Raw genomic sequence first — 18887 nt, 5'->3', positions numbered from 1 at the left:
GCCTGCCAGACCGCCTGACCGCCTGCCAGACCTCGGCGCTGCCTGAAGGTGTGATCGCCCGGCCGCCCGGCAGACGCCTCAGACCGGCTCGTCCGCCGGCTCCCGCAGGGGCCACGTCCCGTCGACGGAAGCGGTCGGATCACCCTTGCCGCGCAGGAAGGCCTGGAAGTCCGCCGCCCACTGCGCGTACCACTCGATCTGGCGGTGGTGCAGGGCCGCCGGGCCGAGGGTGGCGATCTTGGGGTGGCGGTCGGCTATCGCGCCGGCCAGGCGGGCCGCCGCCAGGGCGTCGGCCATGGCGTCATGGGCCGCGTCCAGGACGACGCCGTACTCGGCGCAGACCGCCTCGAGGTTGCGCTTGCCTCGGCGGTAGCGGTCGACCCAGCGGTCGATGGTGTACGGGTCGATGACCGGCGCCGGGTCCGCGCCGCCCAGACGGTCGCGCAGCGACGGCAGGCCGTGCCGCCGCAACTCCGCGGAGAGCAGGGTGAGGTCGAAGGCCGCGTTGTAGGCGACGACCGGCACGCCCGTCTTCCAGTAGGAGGTGAGGACGTCGGCCAGCGCGTCCGCCACCTGGTCGGCGGGTCTGCCCTCGGCCGCCGCCCGCTCGTTGCTGATGCCGTGCACCGCCACCGCGTCCTCGGGGATCAGCACTCCCGGGTCGGCCAGCCACTCCCGGCGCCCTATCGGCTCTCCGCCCCTGACCTCGATCACGGCCCCCGTGACGATGCGCGCCTCGCGCGGATCGGTGCCCGTCGTCTCCAGGTCGAAGCCGACCAGCAGCTCCCGGTGCCAGCCCATGGGCCGTCCCCCTTCTTGTGGTGCGTTCCCCCAGTGGTCCCCACCTTCCCACGCACCACTGACAACCAGAGGACCGCGTTCCGCTTACCCGCGGCGGCAGGCCCCGGAACCACCGTGCAGCACGGCACAGTTCAGGACACCGGACGTGAATCCGCCCACATCACCTCGAACTCCTCGCGATAGGTGGGGAAGAGGCCCGCTTCGTCCATCTCACCCGGCTTGACCACCTTGCCGCTGTTGCGCAGGACGAAGACGGGCGCCTCCATGCCCCGGGTGCGGCGCAGATAGCTCTGCACGACCGCGATGCCGTCCGCGCCGTCGCCGTCCACGAGATACGCCGTGAAGCGGGGGGTCTCGTCGAAGACCTGGATCTCGAAGGCCCCCGGGTCGCGCAGCCGGGCGCGCACCCGGCGCATGTGCAGGATGTTCATCTCGACTGCCCGGCTCAGCTCGCCGCGCTTGATGCCGAGCTCCCGCTCGCGGCGCTTGACCGCGCTGGAGGCCGGGTTGAGGAACAGCAGCCTGACCCGGCAGCCGGACTCGGCCAGCCGCACCAGCCGCCGGCCGGAGAAGTTCTGCACGAGCAGGTTGAGGCCGATGCCGATGGCGTCGAGGCGGCGGGCGCCCCCGAAGATGTCCTCGGCGGGGAACTGCCGCATCAGCCGCACCCGGTCCGAATGGACGGCGACCACGTCGGCGTACCGGTCGCCGACCAGGTCCTCGACCGCGTCGATGGGCAGCCGGCGCGCGGAGGGCACGTCACCGCCCGCGCCGAGCATCTCCAGCAGCCGGGCCGAGGCCCGCTCGGCCTGGCTCAGCACGGCCTCGGACAGGGCCCGGTTGCGGGAGACGACGTTCCGGGTGACCTCCAGCTCGTCCAGGGCGAGTTCGACGTCCCGGCGGTCGTCGAAGTAGGGCTCGAAGCACGGCCAGTGCTGCACCATCAGCTCGCGCAGCTGGGGCAGGGTGAGGAAGGAGAGCACGTTGTCGTCGGCCGGGTCGAGCAGGTAGCCCTTGCGGCGGCTGACCTCGCGGACGGCCACCGCGCGCTGCACCCACTCCTGGCCGGCCGGTCCGGCTGCGGCCACCACCCAGTCCTCGCCGTGGACGGGTTCGTAGACGGGCCGCAGCACGGCGGCGACCACCGCGCGCAGCCGCTGTTCGACGAGGTTGAGCCAGATGTAGGCCCGGCCGGCCCGCTGGGCGCGGGTGCGCACCTCGCGCCAGGCGTCGGCGTCCCAGTCCAGCTCCGGGCCGATCGAGCCCGTCGCGTCCATCGGCCGCGCCAAGGACACGGCACCGGTCGGGACGTCTGCGGAGTGCCCCTCGTGACCCTCGTCACCAGGGGGCAGCTCCAGCCCTCCCGAGCCCACCCGCGCACCGCCTTCCGCTCCCCCGAGCACTCCCCTTGTCAACGATCAAGGAAGGGTACTCCGGGAGCGGTCGGCGGTGCAGCCGGATGGGCAGGGTCGATCTCAACGGCGGGGCTGCCAGTGCCCGTTCTGCCAGCCGAGCTCCGCCGGAGTGAGCGGATTCATGGCGGTGACGTCGCGCGGGGCGATGGAGAAGCCCTGCCAGTGGACGGGCATGGGCTGCTGGTCCTCGTCCCGGGCTATGTGGTGGAAGCCGATGTTCATCCAGACCACCGGGTGGGTCAAGGCCTGTCCGTTCACCCACTTGTCCACGGACTTCCCCGCTCCGGGGCCGCAGTTGCCGGGGTTGTGGCTGGCGAACAGTTCGCACTTGTTGTACTGCGTGACGTACAGGTCGCGCTTGGTGTAGCTGCGGCCCGGGTATTTGGTCGTGGGCCCGGGGACGATCTCGTAGGAGCGCGCGTGTCCGTCCTTGTTCTTGCCGGTCGCGCTGACCATGCGCCACCAGCGGTAGTTCTTGCTGTCCCCCGCCAGTTCCTTGGTCACCTTGGTGCGCGTGGTCTTGGTGGTGGGGGCGCGCTGGCCCCGGGTGGGCGCGCTGACGGTGGAGTCGTACTGCTCGACGCGGTTCTTCGTGGAGCCGTCCAGGGCGAAGTCGAGCCGCCAGAAGGCGTTGTGGCTGTGGCTGGTGGACTTGGCTCTCGCGCCCTTGCCGATGGGCCAGCCGCGGCCGTCGCCGGCGTCGTAGTCGTCCCAGGACAGGCTGCCGGTGGCGCCGACGTTCATGGTGATCGCGCCGTCGTCCTGGAAGCGCCACTCGGTCATGTACTCGTACCAGCCGACCTGGTTGACCGTGTAGACGAGGAGGTCCTTGCCCTGGGCCTGGAAGACCTTGTTCGCGGTGTCGCCCTGCATGCGGTAGGCGTGGCCGCGGGAACGGGTGGTGGTGCACAGGCCCTTGACGTTCGGGTCCTCGTTCCAGGAGTCCGGGACCTTGACGGTCTTGATGGTGCCGCCGGGGCACTCGCCCGGCGTCAGGTTCATCAGGCCCTGGGCGAAGTCGAAGCCGGTGAGGTCGTCGTACTCGATGTTGCCGTCGTCGTAGGGGACGTGGATCTGCCCGAGCCGGGCGCTGTTGAGGACCCTGATCGGTTTGGGCTCGCCCTTGGGCTGGTACGAGATCTTCTCCAGCACGAGGCCCGCCTTGCCGTCGTAGCGCCAGCACATCCGCCAGGTGGTTCCGGAGGAGAGCTTCTGCTCGATGCGGTAGGCGGCGCTGCAGTCGGCGGCCGCCGCGGCGGGGGCGGCCTTCGGCTGGGCGGTGGCCGGTCCCGCGCCGGCCGTGGCACCCGCGGCCAGCGCGGCCACGGTCAGTCCCGCGGCCGCCCGGGTGCGGGCCTTGGTGTTGCTGTTCACGCGCATGACGAGATGACTCCCTGACGAGGAGGAGCGGGGTGGACGGGTGAGCGAAGCGGGCGGGTCAGCGGTCGAGCCGGGCGGCCTTGCGGGCGCTCAGGTCGATCACCAGCTGCCGGGCGTCGACCCACGGACCGTTCTTGATCTTCGGGAACAGCCGGACGCAGCGGTGCTCTCCGCACTTGTCGAGCACGGCGGGCTGCGCGCCCGACGCGGCCCGGTAGACGGCTCCGCTGAGCTGGAGCTGGTCCGGGGAGGTGAGCGCCTTGCCGGTGGCGTCCTTGTAGTCGGCCTTCAGCCCCGAGCCGAGCGGGTCGGCGATCAGGAGAGCGGCCGCCTCGGCCTTCTCCGCGCGGCTCAGGGGCGGCTGGACGCCGTGCTGGCTGCCGGTCGCCACCACCTTGCCGGTGCCGAGATCGACGGTCCGGGTGACGAGGGTGTCGTCCCGGTAGTCGTAGAACGTCACGTCGGCACGGCGGGGCGCGTCGGGCTTGCCGACCTCGTCGGCCTCGGGTTCGGCGAGGTCGACGCCGAGGGGCTGCGGGCCGCGGTCCCCGTCCACGCTCTCACCGCTCCGGAACAGCTGCCGGCTGAGGGCGATCTTCTCGGCCCGCTCCAGTTCGTCGTCGGTCAGCGGATCGCGACCCTTGCCCTGCCGCCCTTCTGCGGGCGCCGCCTCGACGACCCCCGGCGCCACGGCCCGGCCGCCCGCCGCCGCATCACCGGTCCCGGCGGCCCCGGCCGCCCCGGCCGCCCCGGCGTCCTGCGGGACGGACTGCCCCGCCCGGGTCCCGGTGTCGTCCGCCCCCGCCGTGCCCGGCAGGGTCACCGCTACCATCGCGGCGGTCCCCGCCACCGCGATGGCCGTACCGGCCACCATCTTGCCCAGGTGGCGGTGCACTATGTTGCGCACGTCTTCCCCCTACTCCCCCAACAGCCCCGGGAGTATGTGTTTGCCCCAAGAGTTCGGCATACCGCGTATGCACTGGTCACTCGGTAAGAGGGAGATAAGTCATAGGAGGTTCCCTCACTTTCGGGGAGACTCGGGACCAAGGCGTCCCCACCGGCGCCGCACACCTGAAAGAGTCGTATACATGCAGGTCTGGCCTGGCGAGGCGTATCCACTCGGTGCCACGTACGACGGCGCCGGTACCAACTTCGCGGTCTTCTCGGAGGCCGCGGACCGAGTAGAGCTGTGTCTGCTCCACGACGACGGCTCGGAGACGGCGATCGAGCTCCGGGAGAGCGACGCGTTCGTGCGGCACGCGTACGTGCCGGGCATCATGCCGGGGCAGCGGTACGGGTTCCGGGTGCACGGCCCGTACGCCCCGGAACGCGGGCTGCGCTGCAACTCCGCGAAACTGCTGCTCGACCCGTACGCGCGTGCGATCAGCGGTTCGATCAGCTGGGGCGAGGAGGTCTACGGCTACCACTTCGACGACCCCGACCGGCGCAACGATCTCGACTCCGCGCCGCACACGATGACGTCGGTCGTGGTCAACCCCTACTTCGACTGGGGCGACGACCGGCGCCCGCGCACCGAGTACCACCACACGGTGATCTACGAGGCCCACGTCAAGGGCCTCACCATGCGCCACCCGGGGCTCCCGGAGGAGCTGCGCGGCACCTACGCGGCCCTCGCGCACCCGGCGATCATCGAGCACCTCACCGAGCTCGGGGTGACCGCCCTGGAGATGATGCCCGTACACCAGTTCGTGAACGATCACCGACTGGTCGACATGGGCCTGAACAACTACTGGGGCTACAACACCATCGGCTTCTTCGCCCCGCACAACGCCTACGCGTCCTGGGGCGACCGGGGCCAGCAGGTGCTGGAGTTCAAGTCGGCGGTCAAGGCGCTGCACGAGGCCGGGATCGAGGTGATCCTCGACGTGGTCTACAACCACACCGCCGAGGGCAACCACCTGGGCCCGACTCTGTCCTTCAAGGGCCTGGACAACTCGCGCTACTACCGGCTGACGGACGACCCCCGCTACTACATGGACACGACAGGGACCGGAAACTCCCTGCTCATGCGGTCCCCGCACGTGCTCCAGCTGATCATGGACTCGCTGCGGTACTGGGTCACGGACATGCACGTCGACGGCTTCCGCTTCGACCTGGCGGCGACGCTCGCCCGGCAGTTCCACGAGGTGGACCGGCTGTCGTCGTTCTTCGACCTGGTGCAGCAGGACCCGGTGGTCTCGCAGGTGAAGCTGATCGCCGAGCCGTGGGACGTGGGCGAGGGCGGCTACCAGGTGGGCAACTTCCCGCCGCTGTGGACCGAGTGGAACGGCAAGTACCGGGACACCGTGCGCGACCTGTGGCGGGGCGAGCAGCGCACCCTCGCGGAGTTCGCCTCGCGGCTGACCGGCTCGTCCGACCTGTACCAGGACGACGGGCGCCGCCCGCTGGCCTCGATCAACTTCGTGACCTGCCACGACGGCTTCCCCCTGCACGACCTGGTGGCCTACAACGACAAGCACAACGAGGCCAACGGCGAGGACAACCGGGACGGCGAGAGCCACAACCGGTCCTGGAACTGCGGCGTCGAGGGCGGGACCGACGACCCGGACGTGCTGCGGCTCCGGGCTCGGCAGATGCGGAACTTCATCGCGACGCTGATGCTGTCCCAGGGCGTGCCCATGATCAGCCACGGCGACGAGTTCGCCCGCACCCAGGGCGGCAACAACAACGCCTACTGCCAGGACAACGAGCTGGCCTGGGTGGAGTGGCCCGAGGAGGCAGAGGACGCCGGGGAAGGCCCGGACAGGCAGCTGCTGGCCTTCACCCGTGCGATGGTCTGGCTGCGCCGCAACCACCCGGTCTTCCGCCGCCGGCGCTTCTTCCACGGCCGGCCCGTGGAGGGCACGCACGACGACCTGTCCGACATCGCCTGGTTCACCCCGGGCGGCCGGGAGATGACCCAGCGGGACTGGGACTCGGCGCGGGCGTCCGCGCTGACGGTGTTCCTCAACGGCAACGCGATCTCCGAGCCGGGCGCCCGCGGGGAGCGCATCACCGACGACTCGTTCCTGCTGATGTTCAACGCCTCGCCGAAGCCGTTGCAGTTCGTGGTTCCGGTCGATCACGGGCGGCAGTGGGAGGTCGTGGTCGACACGGCGCTCCCCGAGGGTGTGCCCTCGGGCACCGGCCCGAAGGTGCAGGCCGGGGACCGGCTGACCCTGACGGACCGGAGCATGACGGTCCTCCAGCGGCCCGTCTGACCGCCCGCCCGGCTGGACGGACCGGAGCACGACGGTGCTCCGGTGGCCCGTCTGACCGCACGGCGCGTGCGCGTCGCCCGGAAGCCACCCGTCCGGGCGACGCGCGGCGCAGCCGGCGCGGGCGATGACACGAACGGCGGCGGGGCGGGTACGTACGTTCCATGACACCTGAGCGACTTGACCCGGCGGTGCCCACGGCCACGTACCGGCTGCAGCTGCAGCCCGACTTCCCGTTCGGAGCAGCCGCGGCCGTCGTGCCGTACCTGGCCTCGCTCGGCGTCTCGCACCTGCATCTGTCCCCGGTCCTGGAGGCGGTGCCGGGCTCGACGCACGGCTACGACGTCGTCGACCACGGGCGCGTGCGCGAGGAGCTGGGCGGCGAGGAGGGGCTGCGGGCGCTGGCGCGCACCGCGGGCGAGCACGGGCTGGGGCTGGTGGTGGACATCGTCCCGAACCACATGGCGATGGCCCCGCGCCACAACCGCGCGCTGTGGGAGGTGCTGCGCGAGGGCCCGAAGTCGCCGTACGCACGGTGGTTCGACATCGACTGGGAGGCACAGGACGGTCAGGTGCTGCTGCCGATCCTCGGCGGGCCCCTGGGCGAGGTGCTCGACGAGCTGCGCGTCGACGGTGACGTGCTGCGCTACTACGACCACGCCCTCCCGCTGCGCGAGGGCACCGAGGACCTGCCGCTGCCGCATCTGCTGGACGCCCAGTGGTACCGCCCGGTGTGGTGGCGGCTGGCCCGGACCGAGCTCAACTACCGGCGGTTCTTCAGCATCTCGGAGCTCATCGGGGTGCGGGTGGAGGATCCGGAGGTGTTCGAGGCCACCCACGACAAGATCCTCGAACTGCTGCACGAGGGCGTGATCGACGGGCTGCGCATCGACCACCCCGACGGGCTCGCCGACCCCGACGGCTACCTCCGGCGGCTGCACGAGGCGACCGGGGGGCGCTGGACGGTCGTGGAGAAGATCCTGGCCGACGGTGAGCACCTGCCGGCATCCTGGCCCGTCGCGGGGACCACCGGGTACGACGCCCTGCGGCAGGTGGACGGGGTCTTCACGGACCCCGCCGGGTTCGGGGACCTGCTGGGGCGCTACCGGCGTTTCGCGGCTCCGCAGACGGACCGGGGCGGGCAGTGGGACGCGACGGTGCGGCGGGCGGCGTACAAGGTCCTCACGCACGAGCTGGCGACCGAGACGGAACGCCTGACGCGGGTGGCGGCCCGGCTGTGCGCGACCTCGCCCGAGCCGGCGCTGCGCGACCGCGCGCCCTGGGCGCTGCGCACCGCCCTCCAGGAGCTCCTGGTCCGCCTGGAGGTCTACCGGCCGTACGAGTCCGTGGACGCCGCGTCCGTGGTCACGCAGGAGGCAGCGGCCGAGGCCCGGCAGGCCTTCGCCGTGCCCGAGGAGGCCGGTGCGGTGGACGTCGTCCGGGACCTGGTGCTGGGGCGGTACGGCGACGGGCCCGCACAGCTGGAGTTCCGCACGCGGTTCGCGCAGACCTCGTCGGCGCTGCGGGCCAAGTCGGTGGAGGACACGGCGTTCTACCGGTACGTGCCGCTGCTGTCGGCGACCGAGGTGGGCGGCAACCCGGGCGCGCCCGCGCTGTCGCCGGAGGAGTTCCACGCGTACTGCGCGCGCGTGCAGCGGGACTGGCCCGCCACCGGGACGGTGGCCACCACGCACGACACCAAGCGCAGTGCCGACGTACGGGCGGCGCTGCAGGTGCTCACCGAGTGCCCGGAGCGCTGGGCGGACGTCCTCGCGGAGGTGACCCGCACCGGGGAGGGTGTGCCGGACGCCCAGCTGGCGTGGGCGGCCTGGCAGACGGTGTTCGGCCTCGGCCCGGCGTCCGGGGCGCGGGAGCGGGTGCAGGGGGCGCTGCTGAAGCACGTGCGTGAGGCGGGCCTGTACACGAGCTGGACCGAGCAGGAGCCGCCGTACGAGGAGGCGGTTGAGCGGTTCGTGGCGGCCGGGCCGTGCGGGGCGCCGGGCGAGCGGGTCGCCGCGTTCCGTCAGTCGCTGGCGCCGCACATCCGGGCCAACGTGCTGGGCACGGCCCTGGTGCAGCTGACGATGCCGGGCGTGCCGGACGTCTACCAGGGCACGGAGGCCGAGTACCGGGCACTGGTCGACCCGGACAACCGGCGGGCGGTGGACTTCCCGCCCGCGGAGTCCGGCGGCACGTCCGGGGAGAAGGCGGCGGTGACCCGGGCGGCGCTGGCGCTGCGGGCCCGGCGGCCCGGCGTCTTCGGCGACACGGCGACGTACGAGGCCCTGCCGGCCGAGGGCCCGGCGGCGGCCCACTGCCTGGCGTTCGTCCGCTCCGGCGCGGTACTGACGGCCGTGACCCGCCTGTCCCTGCGGCTCACGGAGTCGGGCGGGTGGCGGGACACACGGCTGCCGCTGCCACCGGGCCGCTGGGCGGACGCGCTGGATCCGGGGCGGGAGTTCACGGGGCACGCGCGCGTGGAGGAACTGTTCGCCAGGGTGCCGGTGGCGTTGCTGGAGAGGGTGGACGGCTGAGGGCGGGGCCATGCTTCCGGGCGCCCCCCGGAGCCTCCCCCGCCGGGCCCTTGACACCGCACCATGGCCGTGGGGTACTGCGATGGCGAACTCGGGCGGATGTGACGGGGGTGAGTGTCCTGCCGGAGCTGCGCTACCCGACGGTGACCGAACAGGTCTCTGCTGCCCGGGCGTTGACCGCTCAGCGTCCCGGCGTGTGCACCCTTCGGCAGGTGGGTGCCTCGCGTGCGGGCAGGCCCCTGCACCTGCTGTCCGTGGGCCGCGCCCACCGCGCCGTGCTGGTGGTGGCCGGTGCCCACGCCAACGAGCCGACCGGCTCCTGCACCCTGCTCGCGCTGGCCCGGCGGGTCCTGGAGCAGCGGGAGCTGCGTGACGGCATCTCCTGGCACTTCCTGCTGTGCGCGGACCCCGACGGGGCGAGCCTGCACATCACGCCGGCGCCGCGCAGTCTGTACGACTACCACCTCGGGTTCTTCCGGCCCGCGGGCCCGGAGCAGCCCGAGTGGGCGCCGTCCGTGCTGCCGCCGGACCGGCTGCCGCCCGAGACCCGGGCCCTGACGGGCGTCATCGACGAACTGCGCCCGTATCTGCAGGTCACCCTGCACGGCACGGACCTGGGCGGCAGCTGGGTGCAGCTGACGAAGGACGTGCCGGGACTCGCCGAGCCGTTCGCGAAGTCCGCGGCGGAGCTGCACATCCCGGTGGAGACCGGCGCGTCGGACGCCGCGGGCTGGCCCGCGTCAGGGCCGGGCGTGCATGTCATGCCCGCGCCCGGGGTGGGGCCGGCGTACCCGAGCCTGCCGGACGACGCGCGGCACAGCACCTGGTACCACGCCCACCGGTACGGCGGGCTGACCGCGGTGGTCGAGGTGCCGATGTGGGCCAGCGACCTGGTGGACGACCCGGCTCCGCATCCGGCTCCGGCGGCGGCGATCGGGCGGCTGGCGTGCCGGCTCCAGCGCGACGCGCTGGAGGTGACGCGGGTGCTCGACGGTGCGCTGCCCCGGCTGGCGGAGCTGGACGGGCCGTTGCTGCGGGCCGCCCGCTGGGGGCTGGAGCTGGTTCCGGGTCTGGCCTCCGACCTGGCCCACACCCCGCCCGCCGACCTCACCCGGGCGTACGTCGGCAGCGTGGACGCGTTCGCCCGCCGCGTGCCGCTGCGGGCGGCGGCCATGCTGCTGCGGGTGCTGCGCGGGACCGACGACGAGGCGGCGAAGCAGCTGGAGGAGCTCGTCTCGACCTGGAGCGACGCCTTCGCGGAGCGCTTCCGCGCCCGCTGGGTGCCCTTGGAGCACCAGGTGGAGCACCAGTCCCGCACGGTCGTCGCGGCGGCACTGCACGCGCGCGAGAGGGCGTGTTAGAAGGCTGATGAAAATTCACGTCGGGCACGCGCGGCACCGGCCCGGTCGCCACAGCCGCGCAATGGTCCCAGCGCCCTGGTATGAGGGAGCGGCGGCAGGGCTGCCAGTAGCGAGATCACCAGCCGGAGAGCTTCTGGAGGCCAGCAAATTGCACGGAAGGCGCACGCAAGCATGAAGGGGCGCAGTAAAGCACGAGCCTGCGGAGCATGCTTTCCTGCGTGACGGTACTCCCGCGGAGACGTGGCCGAGCCTGCTGGACGCCGTGCTCACAGCCGCTGTCCGCGTGTTCCCGCAGCCATGCCACGGGCTTGCTTCAACAGCTTTTTGAATTGACGCATGCGCCACATCTGCATCTGTTCTCACGGCGATTTTCGGTAAAGGCCGCTCAAAGCTTCAACTCGCCTATCACAGCTGCATCAAGTGTTCCGGTCCAGCCGGGGCGCATGGTGCGCCCCCTGTTGCGCCACCAGTCATAACGCCCGAACGGTGTGCTTCAGTTGAGAACGCCGGGGCCGCGGCGGACACCGCAATGGCTCGGGCGATCGGCAAGAACCCTGCCTGCTTGCAACCTTGCCGGGGATTCAGCAGACAGGGTCCTTTCCTTCGAGCCACCAAGGGGGCCCACTCATGAAGGTACACATGAACAATGATCACTACATGATCGAGAAACCGGGGGGCGCACAGCGATGAGCCCGCAGCGTCCTCCCGTAACGACCACGGTGAACATCATGGCCGTGATCATCGCAGTTCTCATCGGCATCGTCGCTGCGCTCACCGTCGGCATCATCGGGGCAGCAGCCGGCGTCGAGCTCCCCGCCGCTCTGGGTTGGGGCGGCGGCGGTTTCATCGCGGTTGCGCCACTGGTGCTCCGTATCGAGCAGGCACTGGGTCTGCTGTGAGGAGGGTGGTGTGGGACGCACCTGGGTGCGTCCCACACCACCGCTCGCGCGTACGGATTCCGCGCGCAGCGACGAGGCTGCGCGACCGGTGAAGGGGAGCCCCGCCGACGAGTTCCCCACCTCGTCGCTCGCTCAGCGGCCCGGCTGTGTCATCGGGGCGGGTTTCGTCCCGATTCGGCTCGCCGCCCAAGAGCGCGTGGTGTGGTACTTCGCGGCGGTCTTCCCGCCCCGGGTGCGGCAGGCGCTGGCGGCGGGCGCGTCACAGTTGTGAGAGACCGTCATCAAAGCTGCGACGAGCTACCGGGACCCCGCCTCCGGAGTCGCACTCACACGTCGCGGTGCCGCACGACGAGCACGGCGAGTGCGACTGTGATCAGCGGCCAGAGCGCGTACACGATCCAGGAGCCGGGGACCGTGGCGGTGTACCCCAGGGATCCGGGATCCGCCTCCCAGTTCTGGATCAGGCGCTTCCAGGCGGCCAGTACCATCGCGTGGTTGACGTCCGCCGACCAGCGATCGCTCTCCGAGAACATGGGGGGCAGCATCAGCAGGGTGAAGACGCTGGTGACCATGGTCGCGGCGCCATGCCGGAGCAGAACGCCGAGGCCGAGACCGATCAGTGCGCAGACCGGGGCCAGCAGCGCGGATGCCACCAGCGCCCGGAACACCCCGGGGTGGGTGAGCGGGACCCCGGCGTGCCGCCCGTCGAGGATGGCCTGGGAGACCAGGAAGGAACCGGTGGAGACGGCTGTGCCGACCGCGGTCCACAGCGCGGCGGTGACGGCCGCTTTGGCCAGCACCACCGAGCCACGGGCGGGGACGGCCACAGTGGTGGTGCGGATCAGCCCGCTGCTGTACTCGCTCACGACGGTGAGGGCCCCGATGACGCCGGCGACGAGCGTCAGCGTCCAGTAGCCGGCCGGCGGATAGGTGACATGGGGAAGGAAATCAGCGGAGCCGGAGGGGTCCGCGTTGTCCGTGAGCGTGGCCACGGCAGAGGACCCGATAACGAACAGGACGGTGAGGATGATGGTCCACGGGGTGGAGCGCAGGGACCGCATCTTGATCCACTCGGAGGCGAGCAGGTCGCGGAAGCGGGCGGGTGGCCCGATGAGGGAGGCGGTCGGGGGGACGGAGGCGAGTGTGGTCATCAGGGCTGTCCTGCCTGGTATTCGATGCTGTCGGCGGTGAGTTCCATGAAGGCCGCCTCCACTGAGGCGGTGCGGGTGGTCAGCTCGTCCAGCCGGATACCGTTCTCGAAGGCGAGCGCTCCGATCCGCTGAGCCGTGAGCCCGGTCACGGCGAGCTTCTCGGCGCCCGCGGAGCCCTCCGGCTCGGCAAAGGCGCCCGCCGCGGTCAGCACGGCTGCCAGCTCGGCGGCCTGCGGTGTCCCCACCACGACGCTGCTACGGGTGCCGCGGGCCGCGAAGTCCCGTAGTGACTCGGCGGCGATGAGCCGGCCTCTGCCGATGACGACCAGGTGGTCGGCGGTGTTCTCCATCTCCGACATCAGGTGGCTGGAGAGGAAGACCGTGCGCCCCTCGGCGGCCAGGCGCCGGAAGAGGCGGCGTACCCAGAGCACGCCCTCCGGGTCCATGCCGTTGATCGGCTCGTCGAAGATCAGCACGGGCGGGTCGCCGAGCAGGGCGGTGGCGATACCGAGGCGCTGCTTCATGCCGAGGGAGAATCCGCCGATGCGGCGGTTCGCCACCTCGGCCAGCCCCACCTCCTGAAGGACCTCGTCCACCCGGCGCCGCGGGATGCCGTTGCTGCGGGCCAGAGCGGACAGGTGGGCGGCGGCGCTGCGTCCGCCGTGGATCTGTCCGGCGTCGAGGAGGGCGCCGACGTGCCGCAGTCCGCGTGGGTGGCGGTGGAAGGGGACGCCGCTGACGGTGGCGGCGCCGGTGGTGGGCGCGTCCAGGCCGAGGATCATCCGCAGGGTAGTGGACTTGCCGGCTCCGTTGGGGCCGAGGAATCCCGTGACCCGCCCCGGCCGCACGGTGAAAGACAGATGGTCGACGGCCGTCTTGCCGCCGTAGCGCTTGGTGAGTTCCTTGACTTCGATCACGGCACCCACACTGCCGAGCGGGCCCCCGTCCGGACAGGGGGCCGTGGGCGGCAATCATGCGGCCGCATTGGCCCGTGGGCGTACGTCCCCGGGCTGATGCCGGGCTGGCGGTCGCCGGTTAGTCTCGCGGCGTGAACCCCATGACGACCACTTCGCTGCCTGTGCGCGTCTCGCATCACGGTGTTGTTCCCGCCAGGGAACGCCGCCGATGATCAGAACGAAGGCCGTGGCCTGGGCGGGGGGTGTCTGTTACCTCCTCGTGGTGGGTCTGCTGGTGGGGGGCGCGCCGCGGGCGTCGGGCACGGTGCACGGTGTCGGGGCACTGCTGGCTGTGAGCCTGCTCGCCGGCGTGGTGCGCCGGATGCCGCTGCTGGCTCTGGCCATGGCACTCCTAGGGTCCACTGCTGCGGTGGTGGGCCCTCCGAGTTCCGACCAGGAGAGCCTGGCGGCGTCGTACCAGGGCCAGTTTCTGTCGTATCTGGCGGTGGACCTCGTGCTGGGTTTCATCGTTGCCACCTGCGTACGGCGCGCTTCTGTTGTCGCCGTGGCCGTGTCTGTCGCCGTGCAACTCCTGGTGATCGGCGGCTTCGCGCACGGGGACAACCTGACGGTCAACGCGGTGATCGCCTTCCTCGCGACGGCCGCGTCCTGCATGGCAGGTCTGCTGAGTCGCGAGCGCCGCAAGCACGCGGTGGCCCTGCGCGCGCAGGAGGTGGCCGAGGCCGTGACGGCCGAACGGTTGCGGATCGCACGGGAGTTGCACGACATGGTCGCGCACAGCATCGGCATCATCGCCATTCAGGCCGGTGTGGGCGGCCGGGTCATCCGGACCCAGCCGGCGGAGGCACGCGAGGCCCTGCGCGCCATCGAGGTCACCAGCAGAGAGACCCTGTCGGGGCTTCGGCGTACGCTGGTGTCGCTCCGTCAGGCCGACCGGGGCGCGACCGCCTCGGAGCAGTCACCGCTCGCACCCTCGCCGGGGCTGGCGGACGTCGAACGGCTGGCGGCAGCGATCGCGGACGCGGGGGTACGCGTCGAGGTGCGCTGCAGCGGAGAGCGGCGTCCTGTGCCGGCCGACATCGACCTGTCCGCCTACCGCATCGTGCAGGAGGCGCTGACCAACGTGGTCCGCCACGCGGGCACCGGGCGTTGCCGGGTGGCCATCGATTACGGAGACGAGGAGCTGTCCGTGGAGGTCGTCGACGACGGGCGTGGCGCCACCGGGAACGGCTCGGCCCACGGCTTCGGCATCATCGGGATGCGGGAGCGGGTCGGTCTGCTGGGCGGCCGGCTCAGCGCCGGGCCGCGCCCCGAGGGCGGCTTCCGGGTGGCGGCCCGGCTGCCGCTGCCCGCACCCGTCGGGGTTCCGGTGGAGGCCCGATGACCGTCCGGGTGGTGCTCGCCGACGACCAGCCCCTGGTGCGGTCCGGCCTGCGCGTGCTCATGGCCGATCACACCGACCTGGAGGTCGTCGGTGAAGCCGCCACCGGCGCCGAGGCCGTCCAACTGGTGAGCGACACCAGCCCCGACGTCGTGGTCATGGACATCCGGATGCCCGGCATGGACGGGATCGAGGCCACCCGCCTGATCACGGCCGGTCCGGCAACCACACGCGTCCTCGTGTTGACCACGTTCGACGAGGACGACTACGTCTACGGCGCGCTCCGGTCCGGCGCGAGCGGGTTCGTGGTCAAGGACATGGCGCTGGACGACATCCTCGCGGCGATCCGCGTCGTCGCCGCCGGCGACGCACTCATCGCGCCGGGTGTGACGCGCCGTCTGATCGCGGACTTCATCAGGCGCCCTGCGGCTGTCTCGGAGCGCTCCCCGCGGTCGGTCGAGGGCATCACCGAGCGGGAACGGGAAGTGCTGACCCTGGTCGGACGTGGCCGGTCGAACACCGAGATCGCCGAGGACCTCTTCATCACGGTGGCCACCGCCAAGTCGCACGTGTCACGGCTGCTCGCCAAACTGGGCGCCCGGGACCGGGTCCAGCTGGTCATCACCGCCTATGAGACGGGGCTCGTCACATCGCCTCGCTGATGGCGTCCCCCGGCCCCATGGTGAAATCGCCGGCACCTGAGCCCGAGCTGAAGAACCCGCCAAGATGCGGGCACTCATCCGACGGCCCGTCGAAACCCGCGGGCAGCGGGCCGTTCCGTACCGCCTTTTCACAGCGACACAGGCTCCCTATCCGTTGCCAGTCGCGCATGGAGTTCCACGTCGAAGCGCACACCGTCGTACTCGAGCTTCTGTCGTTGCTGTCCTTCCACCGTGAAGCCGGCAGCGCGAGCCACACCGCATGAGGCGGGATTGTTCACCCGGTGCCCAAGCTCCAGCCGGAAGAGTTCGGCATCGTCGAAAGCCCAGCGGGCCACAGCACAGCAGGCACGGGAAGCTACGCCCTGGCCACGAGCCGTTGCCGTCGTCCAGTAGGACACCCATCCAACGGCATGACGCCGATCCACCGAGCCGACGCATACCTGGCCGAGAACGAGGCCACCACCATCGACGACGGCGAAGGAATAGGCAGAATCCGCGACCCATTGGTCACCACGAGCCGCTATCCACCGCTCAGCGGCCCGCACAGAATCAACCGGCTCGATGGACTGTCCACGCATGAGCGGGTCCGCGAACGCGGTCATCAGCGCCAGGGCATCCTCAGTCGTCCATCTCCGCAACACCAGGCCAGAGGAAGCATCTACACGATCACGCACGACGCGAGTCTTCCTCAGCAGACATCGCCTGTCACCTCCGTTTCGCAGTGGCCTGATCAGGGAGCTGGGCGACTGTCAGAAACGTGAGCGCTGCCCGCGATCGCCTGCACCCTGGAGGCGCTGCCGCGCGGCGCCAGGGCGTACGCCTTCGTGGAGGTCGTCCGGCTGGGTTCGTCAAGCACACGCGGGCACATCTTACTTCGCCAGGTGTCCCTCACGCTCAGCGCTCTGGTCAGAGGAAGATCCGTGATCATCCCGGGCAGGCGTGCGCCCAGAAGGCACCGGCTCGCCCGAGCCGGAGCGGGCTCGCGGGCGGCGCCCGGCCAGTTCGAACGCGGCGAGCACCACGCGGGTCTGGTATTCGGCCTGGCGGGCCACCGGGATCCAGCGCGCCCCGCAGCCGTCGCGGTAGTCGGCGCACCACTGGTCGATCAGCCGGTCCAGCGCCGGCAGCGCCCCGGCCGGGTCGCGGCCGGCGGCCCGTACCAGTTGGTGCAGCAGCCCCGCCGTGCGCAGCGCCAGCCGGCGCCCGGAAATGCGCAGGGCGACCAGGTGGGCGGTGCTCAGGGGCGGCAGCGGGTGGGCCGGGTTGTCACCGGTGTCGGGGTCCCAGGCGTCGGCCAGGCCGGGGCACACCAGGAGGTAGTCGTCGACCGGGGCGAGCAGGCGGGCCGCGTCGGGAACGGTGGCGAGGTGCGGCCGGATCCTGGCCAGCAGGTGCCGCAGGAGGTCCGTGTCGTGGCGCAGGGTGCGGCTGACGGCCCGCAGCTCAGCGTCCCGGTCCGCGGGCGGGGAGCCGTCCGCCACGGCCGTCACACCCCACATCGGCGCCTCGACGACCGCGGTGACGGTGCCGTGCCGGTACGGGTGGAACCACGTGGACTCGACGGCGGCCTCTGTTATGGCGGCGGCCAGGTCGGCGCGGCGCGGTGGCGGGATCCGGTAGACGGCGGGGCCGAGGCCGGGCCAGTACAGGGCGTCGTACGCGCCGAGTTCGCGGGGGATGCCGAGGCGGGCGGCGATATGGGCGAGACGCCGGTCGAAGCCCGGCAGGTCGTGGGTGAGCTCGACGAAGCCGCCGCCGATGTCGACGCCGTGCAGGGAGCACTGGAGGAACGGGCGCAGTTCGTCCTGGAGGCCGAGCAGGGCACGGGTCTCCGGCAGGGCTGCGCCGGCCGCGCCGTCGGGCAGCCACTCGGGCTGCTCCAGGAAGCCGGGCCGGAAGAAGTTCCGGATGTACCGGCCGAGCGTGTACGGGCCCGGCAGCCAGCCCTCGTTGCGGCGCGACCCGTCCGGGTCGAGGCACAGCAGCAGGTTCCAGGTGGCGTCGGCGCCCTCGGTGAGACGCGGGTCGGCCAGGGCGCGTTCGGCCAGGCGCAGCACCGTGGCACCGCCGACCGGTTCGTTGGCGTGCGGACCGGCGACGACCAGGGCCTGACGGCTGCCGTGTCCCACGGAGAGGAGCCACATGGGGATGCCCGCGCGGGAGGTGCCCACCCGGCGCAGCCGGGCGTCACGGGGGTGGCGGGCGACGAGGGCGGCGGCCCCGGCGCTCAGTTCGTCGACGCTCGGGTAGCGCAGGAGGGGTGGCAGGACACACCTCCCCTGTGGTTGCCGCCGGTTCACCAGGTGTAGATGGCGTACGCACAGTGAGTCACGACTTCGGGAGTTCGTCAACACCGTGGACGACACAGGTATTTCAGCCACCCTCGCGGGACGGACTTTCGGTAATGCCCAGGCCAGAGCTGAGGCGTGGCTGTGTTTCCGGTCAGCCGGAACCTCAGCCGACCGACAGCCGGAACGTCAGCCCGCCGACAGGCGGAACGTCATCCGGCCGAAGCCCACCTGGTCGCCCTCGCGGACGACGGCCGCTCCGACGACGCGCCGTCCGTTCACCGTCGTGCCGTTGGTGGAGCCGAGGTCGCGCAGGACCCACAGGCCGCCCTGGTGACGGAGTTCGGCGTGTACGCGGGAGACGGTCTCGTGGCTGAGGCGCAGTCCGCTGCCGGGGTCGCGGCCTATGCGCAGCGGATGGTCGTGCGACGGGTGGGGCAGCTGCAGCTTGGGCAGCCGCTCGGCGTGCCAGGCCCGGCGCAGCCGTACGGAGAACCCGGAGACGGCCTCGACGGTGCCGAACACCAGGCGCGCGAACCGGCTCTCCGTGCGCAGGTCGGCGGTGAGCGCGGCGAGTTCGTCCGGGCGGCGGGCGGCGAGCGCCAGCTCCATGCGGCGGACGAACGTGTCGTGGGACAGCCGGCCCACGGCGACACCGTCGCGGAGCACCTTCAGCACCCGGTCGCGCTCCGCGTCGGAGAGCCGCGCGGGGAACGTGTTGAACTCGAAGGACGACGTCACTGGGTGATTGTCGGGCAGCGCGGCCGGGCTGTCCAGAAAACGGGAAATCGGCCGCCACACGCGCGTAGCCGGGGAGACCCGCCGCAAATGGGTGGATGCGCCAGCGGATTGATCTCGTTTGCCGCACCATGGACGGGCT

At 71.6% G+C, this 18887-nt stretch carries 16 protein-coding genes; 7 read left to right on the top strand and 9 right to left on the bottom strand.

Annotation, left to right across the window (positions count from 1 at the left end):
- Positions 1 to 78: 78 nt before the first annotated feature.
- The 4 genes from ACFY9S_RS18195 to ACFY9S_RS18180 all read right to left on the bottom strand — a co-directional run bounded on the left by ACFY9S_RS18195 (position 79) and on the right by ACFY9S_RS18180 (position 4503).
- On the bottom strand, positions 79 to 801 hold the full coding sequence (locus ACFY9S_RS18195) for a 3'-5' exonuclease (protein ID WP_102913256.1): 723 nt from the start codon (positions 799 to 801) through the stop codon (positions 79 to 81).
- Positions 802 to 932: 131 nt separating this feature from the next.
- Positions 933 to 2174: an SAV2148 family HEPN domain-containing protein gene (locus ACFY9S_RS18190; RefSeq protein WP_391129272.1), complete on the bottom strand. Its 1242-nt coding sequence runs from the start codon at positions 2172 to 2174 to the stop codon at positions 933 to 935.
- 102 nt (positions 2175 to 2276) lie between these two features.
- Positions 2277 to 3596: a copper amine oxidase gene (locus tag ACFY9S_RS18185; RefSeq protein WP_391129269.1), complete on the bottom strand. Its 1320-nt coding sequence runs from the start codon at positions 3594 to 3596 to the stop codon at positions 2277 to 2279.
- A 58-nt stretch (positions 3597 to 3654) separates the two neighbouring features.
- Positions 3655 to 4503 carry a Tat pathway signal sequence domain protein gene (locus ACFY9S_RS18180; protein ID WP_391129266.1) on the bottom strand — a complete coding sequence of 283 codons (849 nt, stop codon included), beginning with the start codon at positions 4501 to 4503 and terminating at the stop codon, positions 3655 to 3657.
- 181 nt (positions 4504 to 4684) lie between these two features.
- Here ACFY9S_RS18180 and glgX point away from each other — a divergent pair, with 181 nt between their 5' ends.
- From glgX to ACFY9S_RS18155, 5 genes are all read left to right on the top strand, one after another.
- The gene (gene glgX / locus ACFY9S_RS18175) at positions 4685 to 6817 is read left to right on the top strand and encodes a glycogen debranching protein GlgX (RefSeq protein ID WP_391129263.1); all 2133 of its coding nucleotides are present in this window, start codon (positions 4685 to 4687) and stop codon (positions 6815 to 6817) included.
- A 161-nt stretch (positions 6818 to 6978) separates the two neighbouring features.
- Complete coding sequence (gene treY / locus ACFY9S_RS18170; RefSeq protein WP_391129260.1) at positions 6979 to 9348, top strand: malto-oligosyltrehalose synthase; 2370 nt, start codon at positions 6979 to 6981, stop codon at positions 9346 to 9348.
- Between the two features lie 110 nt (positions 9349 to 9458).
- Entirely contained in the window at positions 9459 to 10709 is a 1251-nt protein-coding gene (locus ACFY9S_RS18165; protein ID WP_391129257.1) for a M14 family zinc carboxypeptidase, read from the top strand.
- Positions 10710 to 11437: 728 nt separating this feature from the next.
- Positions 11438 to 11608, top strand: coding sequence for a hypothetical protein (locus ACFY9S_RS18160; RefSeq protein ID WP_391129254.1), 171 nt, complete (start codon positions 11438 to 11440; stop codon positions 11606 to 11608).
- A gap of 10 nt (positions 11609 to 11618) precedes the next feature.
- Positions 11619 to 11879, top strand: a complete 261-nt coding sequence (locus ACFY9S_RS18155; protein ID WP_391129252.1) for a hypothetical protein — start codon at positions 11619 to 11621, stop codon at positions 11877 to 11879.
- Between the two features lie 55 nt (positions 11880 to 11934).
- Here the strand turns inward: ACFY9S_RS18155 and ACFY9S_RS18150 are convergent, their stop codons facing one another.
- Both ACFY9S_RS18150 and ACFY9S_RS18145 read right to left on the bottom strand, forming a co-directional pair.
- Positions 11935 to 12759 carry an ABC transporter permease gene (locus ACFY9S_RS18150; protein ID WP_391129250.1) on the bottom strand — a complete coding sequence of 275 codons (825 nt, stop codon included), beginning with the start codon at positions 12757 to 12759 and terminating at the stop codon, positions 11935 to 11937.
- A complete protein-coding gene (locus ACFY9S_RS18145) occupies positions 12759 to 13676 on the bottom strand; it encodes an ATP-binding cassette domain-containing protein (protein ID WP_391129247.1) in 918 nt (305 codons plus the stop codon). The genes ACFY9S_RS18150 and ACFY9S_RS18145 overlap by 1 nt, the downstream gene beginning before the upstream one ends.
- Before the next feature lie 208 nt (positions 13677 to 13884).
- On the opposite strand from ACFY9S_RS18145, the gene ACFY9S_RS18140 reads away from it, so the two are divergent.
- Both ACFY9S_RS18140 and ACFY9S_RS18135 read left to right on the top strand, forming a co-directional pair.
- Positions 13885 to 15060, top strand: a complete 1176-nt coding sequence (locus tag ACFY9S_RS18140) for a histidine kinase (protein ID WP_391129245.1) — start codon at positions 13885 to 13887, stop codon at positions 15058 to 15060.
- The gene (locus ACFY9S_RS18135) at positions 15057 to 15719 is read left to right on the top strand and encodes a response regulator (protein WP_391129242.1); all 663 of its coding nucleotides are present in this window, start codon (positions 15057 to 15059) and stop codon (positions 15717 to 15719) included. The genes ACFY9S_RS18140 and ACFY9S_RS18135 overlap by 4 nt, the downstream gene beginning before the upstream one ends.
- A 128-nt stretch (positions 15720 to 15847) precedes the next feature.
- Here ACFY9S_RS18135 and ACFY9S_RS18130 read toward each other — a convergent pair whose 3' ends face one another.
- The 3 genes from ACFY9S_RS18130 to ACFY9S_RS18120 all read right to left on the bottom strand — a co-directional run bounded on the left by ACFY9S_RS18130 (position 15848) and on the right by ACFY9S_RS18120 (position 18748).
- Complete coding sequence (locus ACFY9S_RS18130) at positions 15848 to 16360, bottom strand: GNAT family N-acetyltransferase (protein WP_391129589.1); 513 nt, start codon at positions 16358 to 16360, stop codon at positions 15848 to 15850.
- 228 nt (positions 16361 to 16588) lie between these two features.
- Complete coding sequence (locus tag ACFY9S_RS18125; protein ID WP_391129239.1) at positions 16589 to 18019, bottom strand: M14 family zinc carboxypeptidase; 1431 nt, start codon at positions 18017 to 18019, stop codon at positions 16589 to 16591.
- 177 nt (positions 18020 to 18196) lie between these two features.
- Positions 18197 to 18748 (bottom strand): FHA domain-containing protein, encoded by a 552-nt coding sequence (locus ACFY9S_RS18120; RefSeq protein ID WP_391129236.1) that lies wholly within the window; start codon positions 18746 to 18748, stop codon positions 18197 to 18199.
- Between the last annotated feature and the right edge of the window lie 139 nt (positions 18749 to 18887).

The organism is Streptomyces sp. NPDC012474 (assembly GCF_042955185.1).
Lineage (GTDB): Bacteria > Actinomycetota > Actinomycetes > Streptomycetales > Streptomycetaceae > Streptomyces > Streptomyces cahuitamycinicus.
This window is presented reverse-complemented; position numbering and strand designations above follow the sequence as displayed.

Coding starts and splice junctions, on each gene's coding strand:
- ACFY9S_RS18195 (WP_102913256.1), bottom strand. CDS start 801: ATGGGCTGGCACCGGGAGCTGCTGGTCGGCTTCGACCTGGAGACGACG.
- ACFY9S_RS18185 (WP_391129269.1), bottom strand. CDS start 3,596: ATGCGCGTGAACAGCAACACCAAGGCCCGCACCCGGGCGGCCGCGGGA.
- glgX (WP_391129263.1), top strand. CDS start 4,685: ATGCAGGTCTGGCCTGGCGAGGCGTATCCACTCGGTGCCACGTACGAC.
- treY (WP_391129260.1), top strand. CDS start 6,979: ATGACACCTGAGCGACTTGACCCGGCGGTGCCCACGGCCACGTACCGG.
- ACFY9S_RS18160 (WP_391129254.1), top strand. CDS start 11,438: ATGGCCGTGATCATCGCAGTTCTCATCGGCATCGTCGCTGCGCTCACC.
- ACFY9S_RS18150 (WP_391129250.1), bottom strand. CDS start 12,759: ATGACCACACTCGCCTCCGTCCCCCCGACCGCCTCCCTCATCGGGCCA.
- ACFY9S_RS18140 (WP_391129245.1), top strand. CDS start 13,885: ATGATCAGAACGAAGGCCGTGGCCTGGGCGGGGGGTGTCTGTTACCTC.
- ACFY9S_RS18135 (WP_391129242.1), top strand. CDS start 15,057: ATGACCGTCCGGGTGGTGCTCGCCGACGACCAGCCCCTGGTGCGGTCC.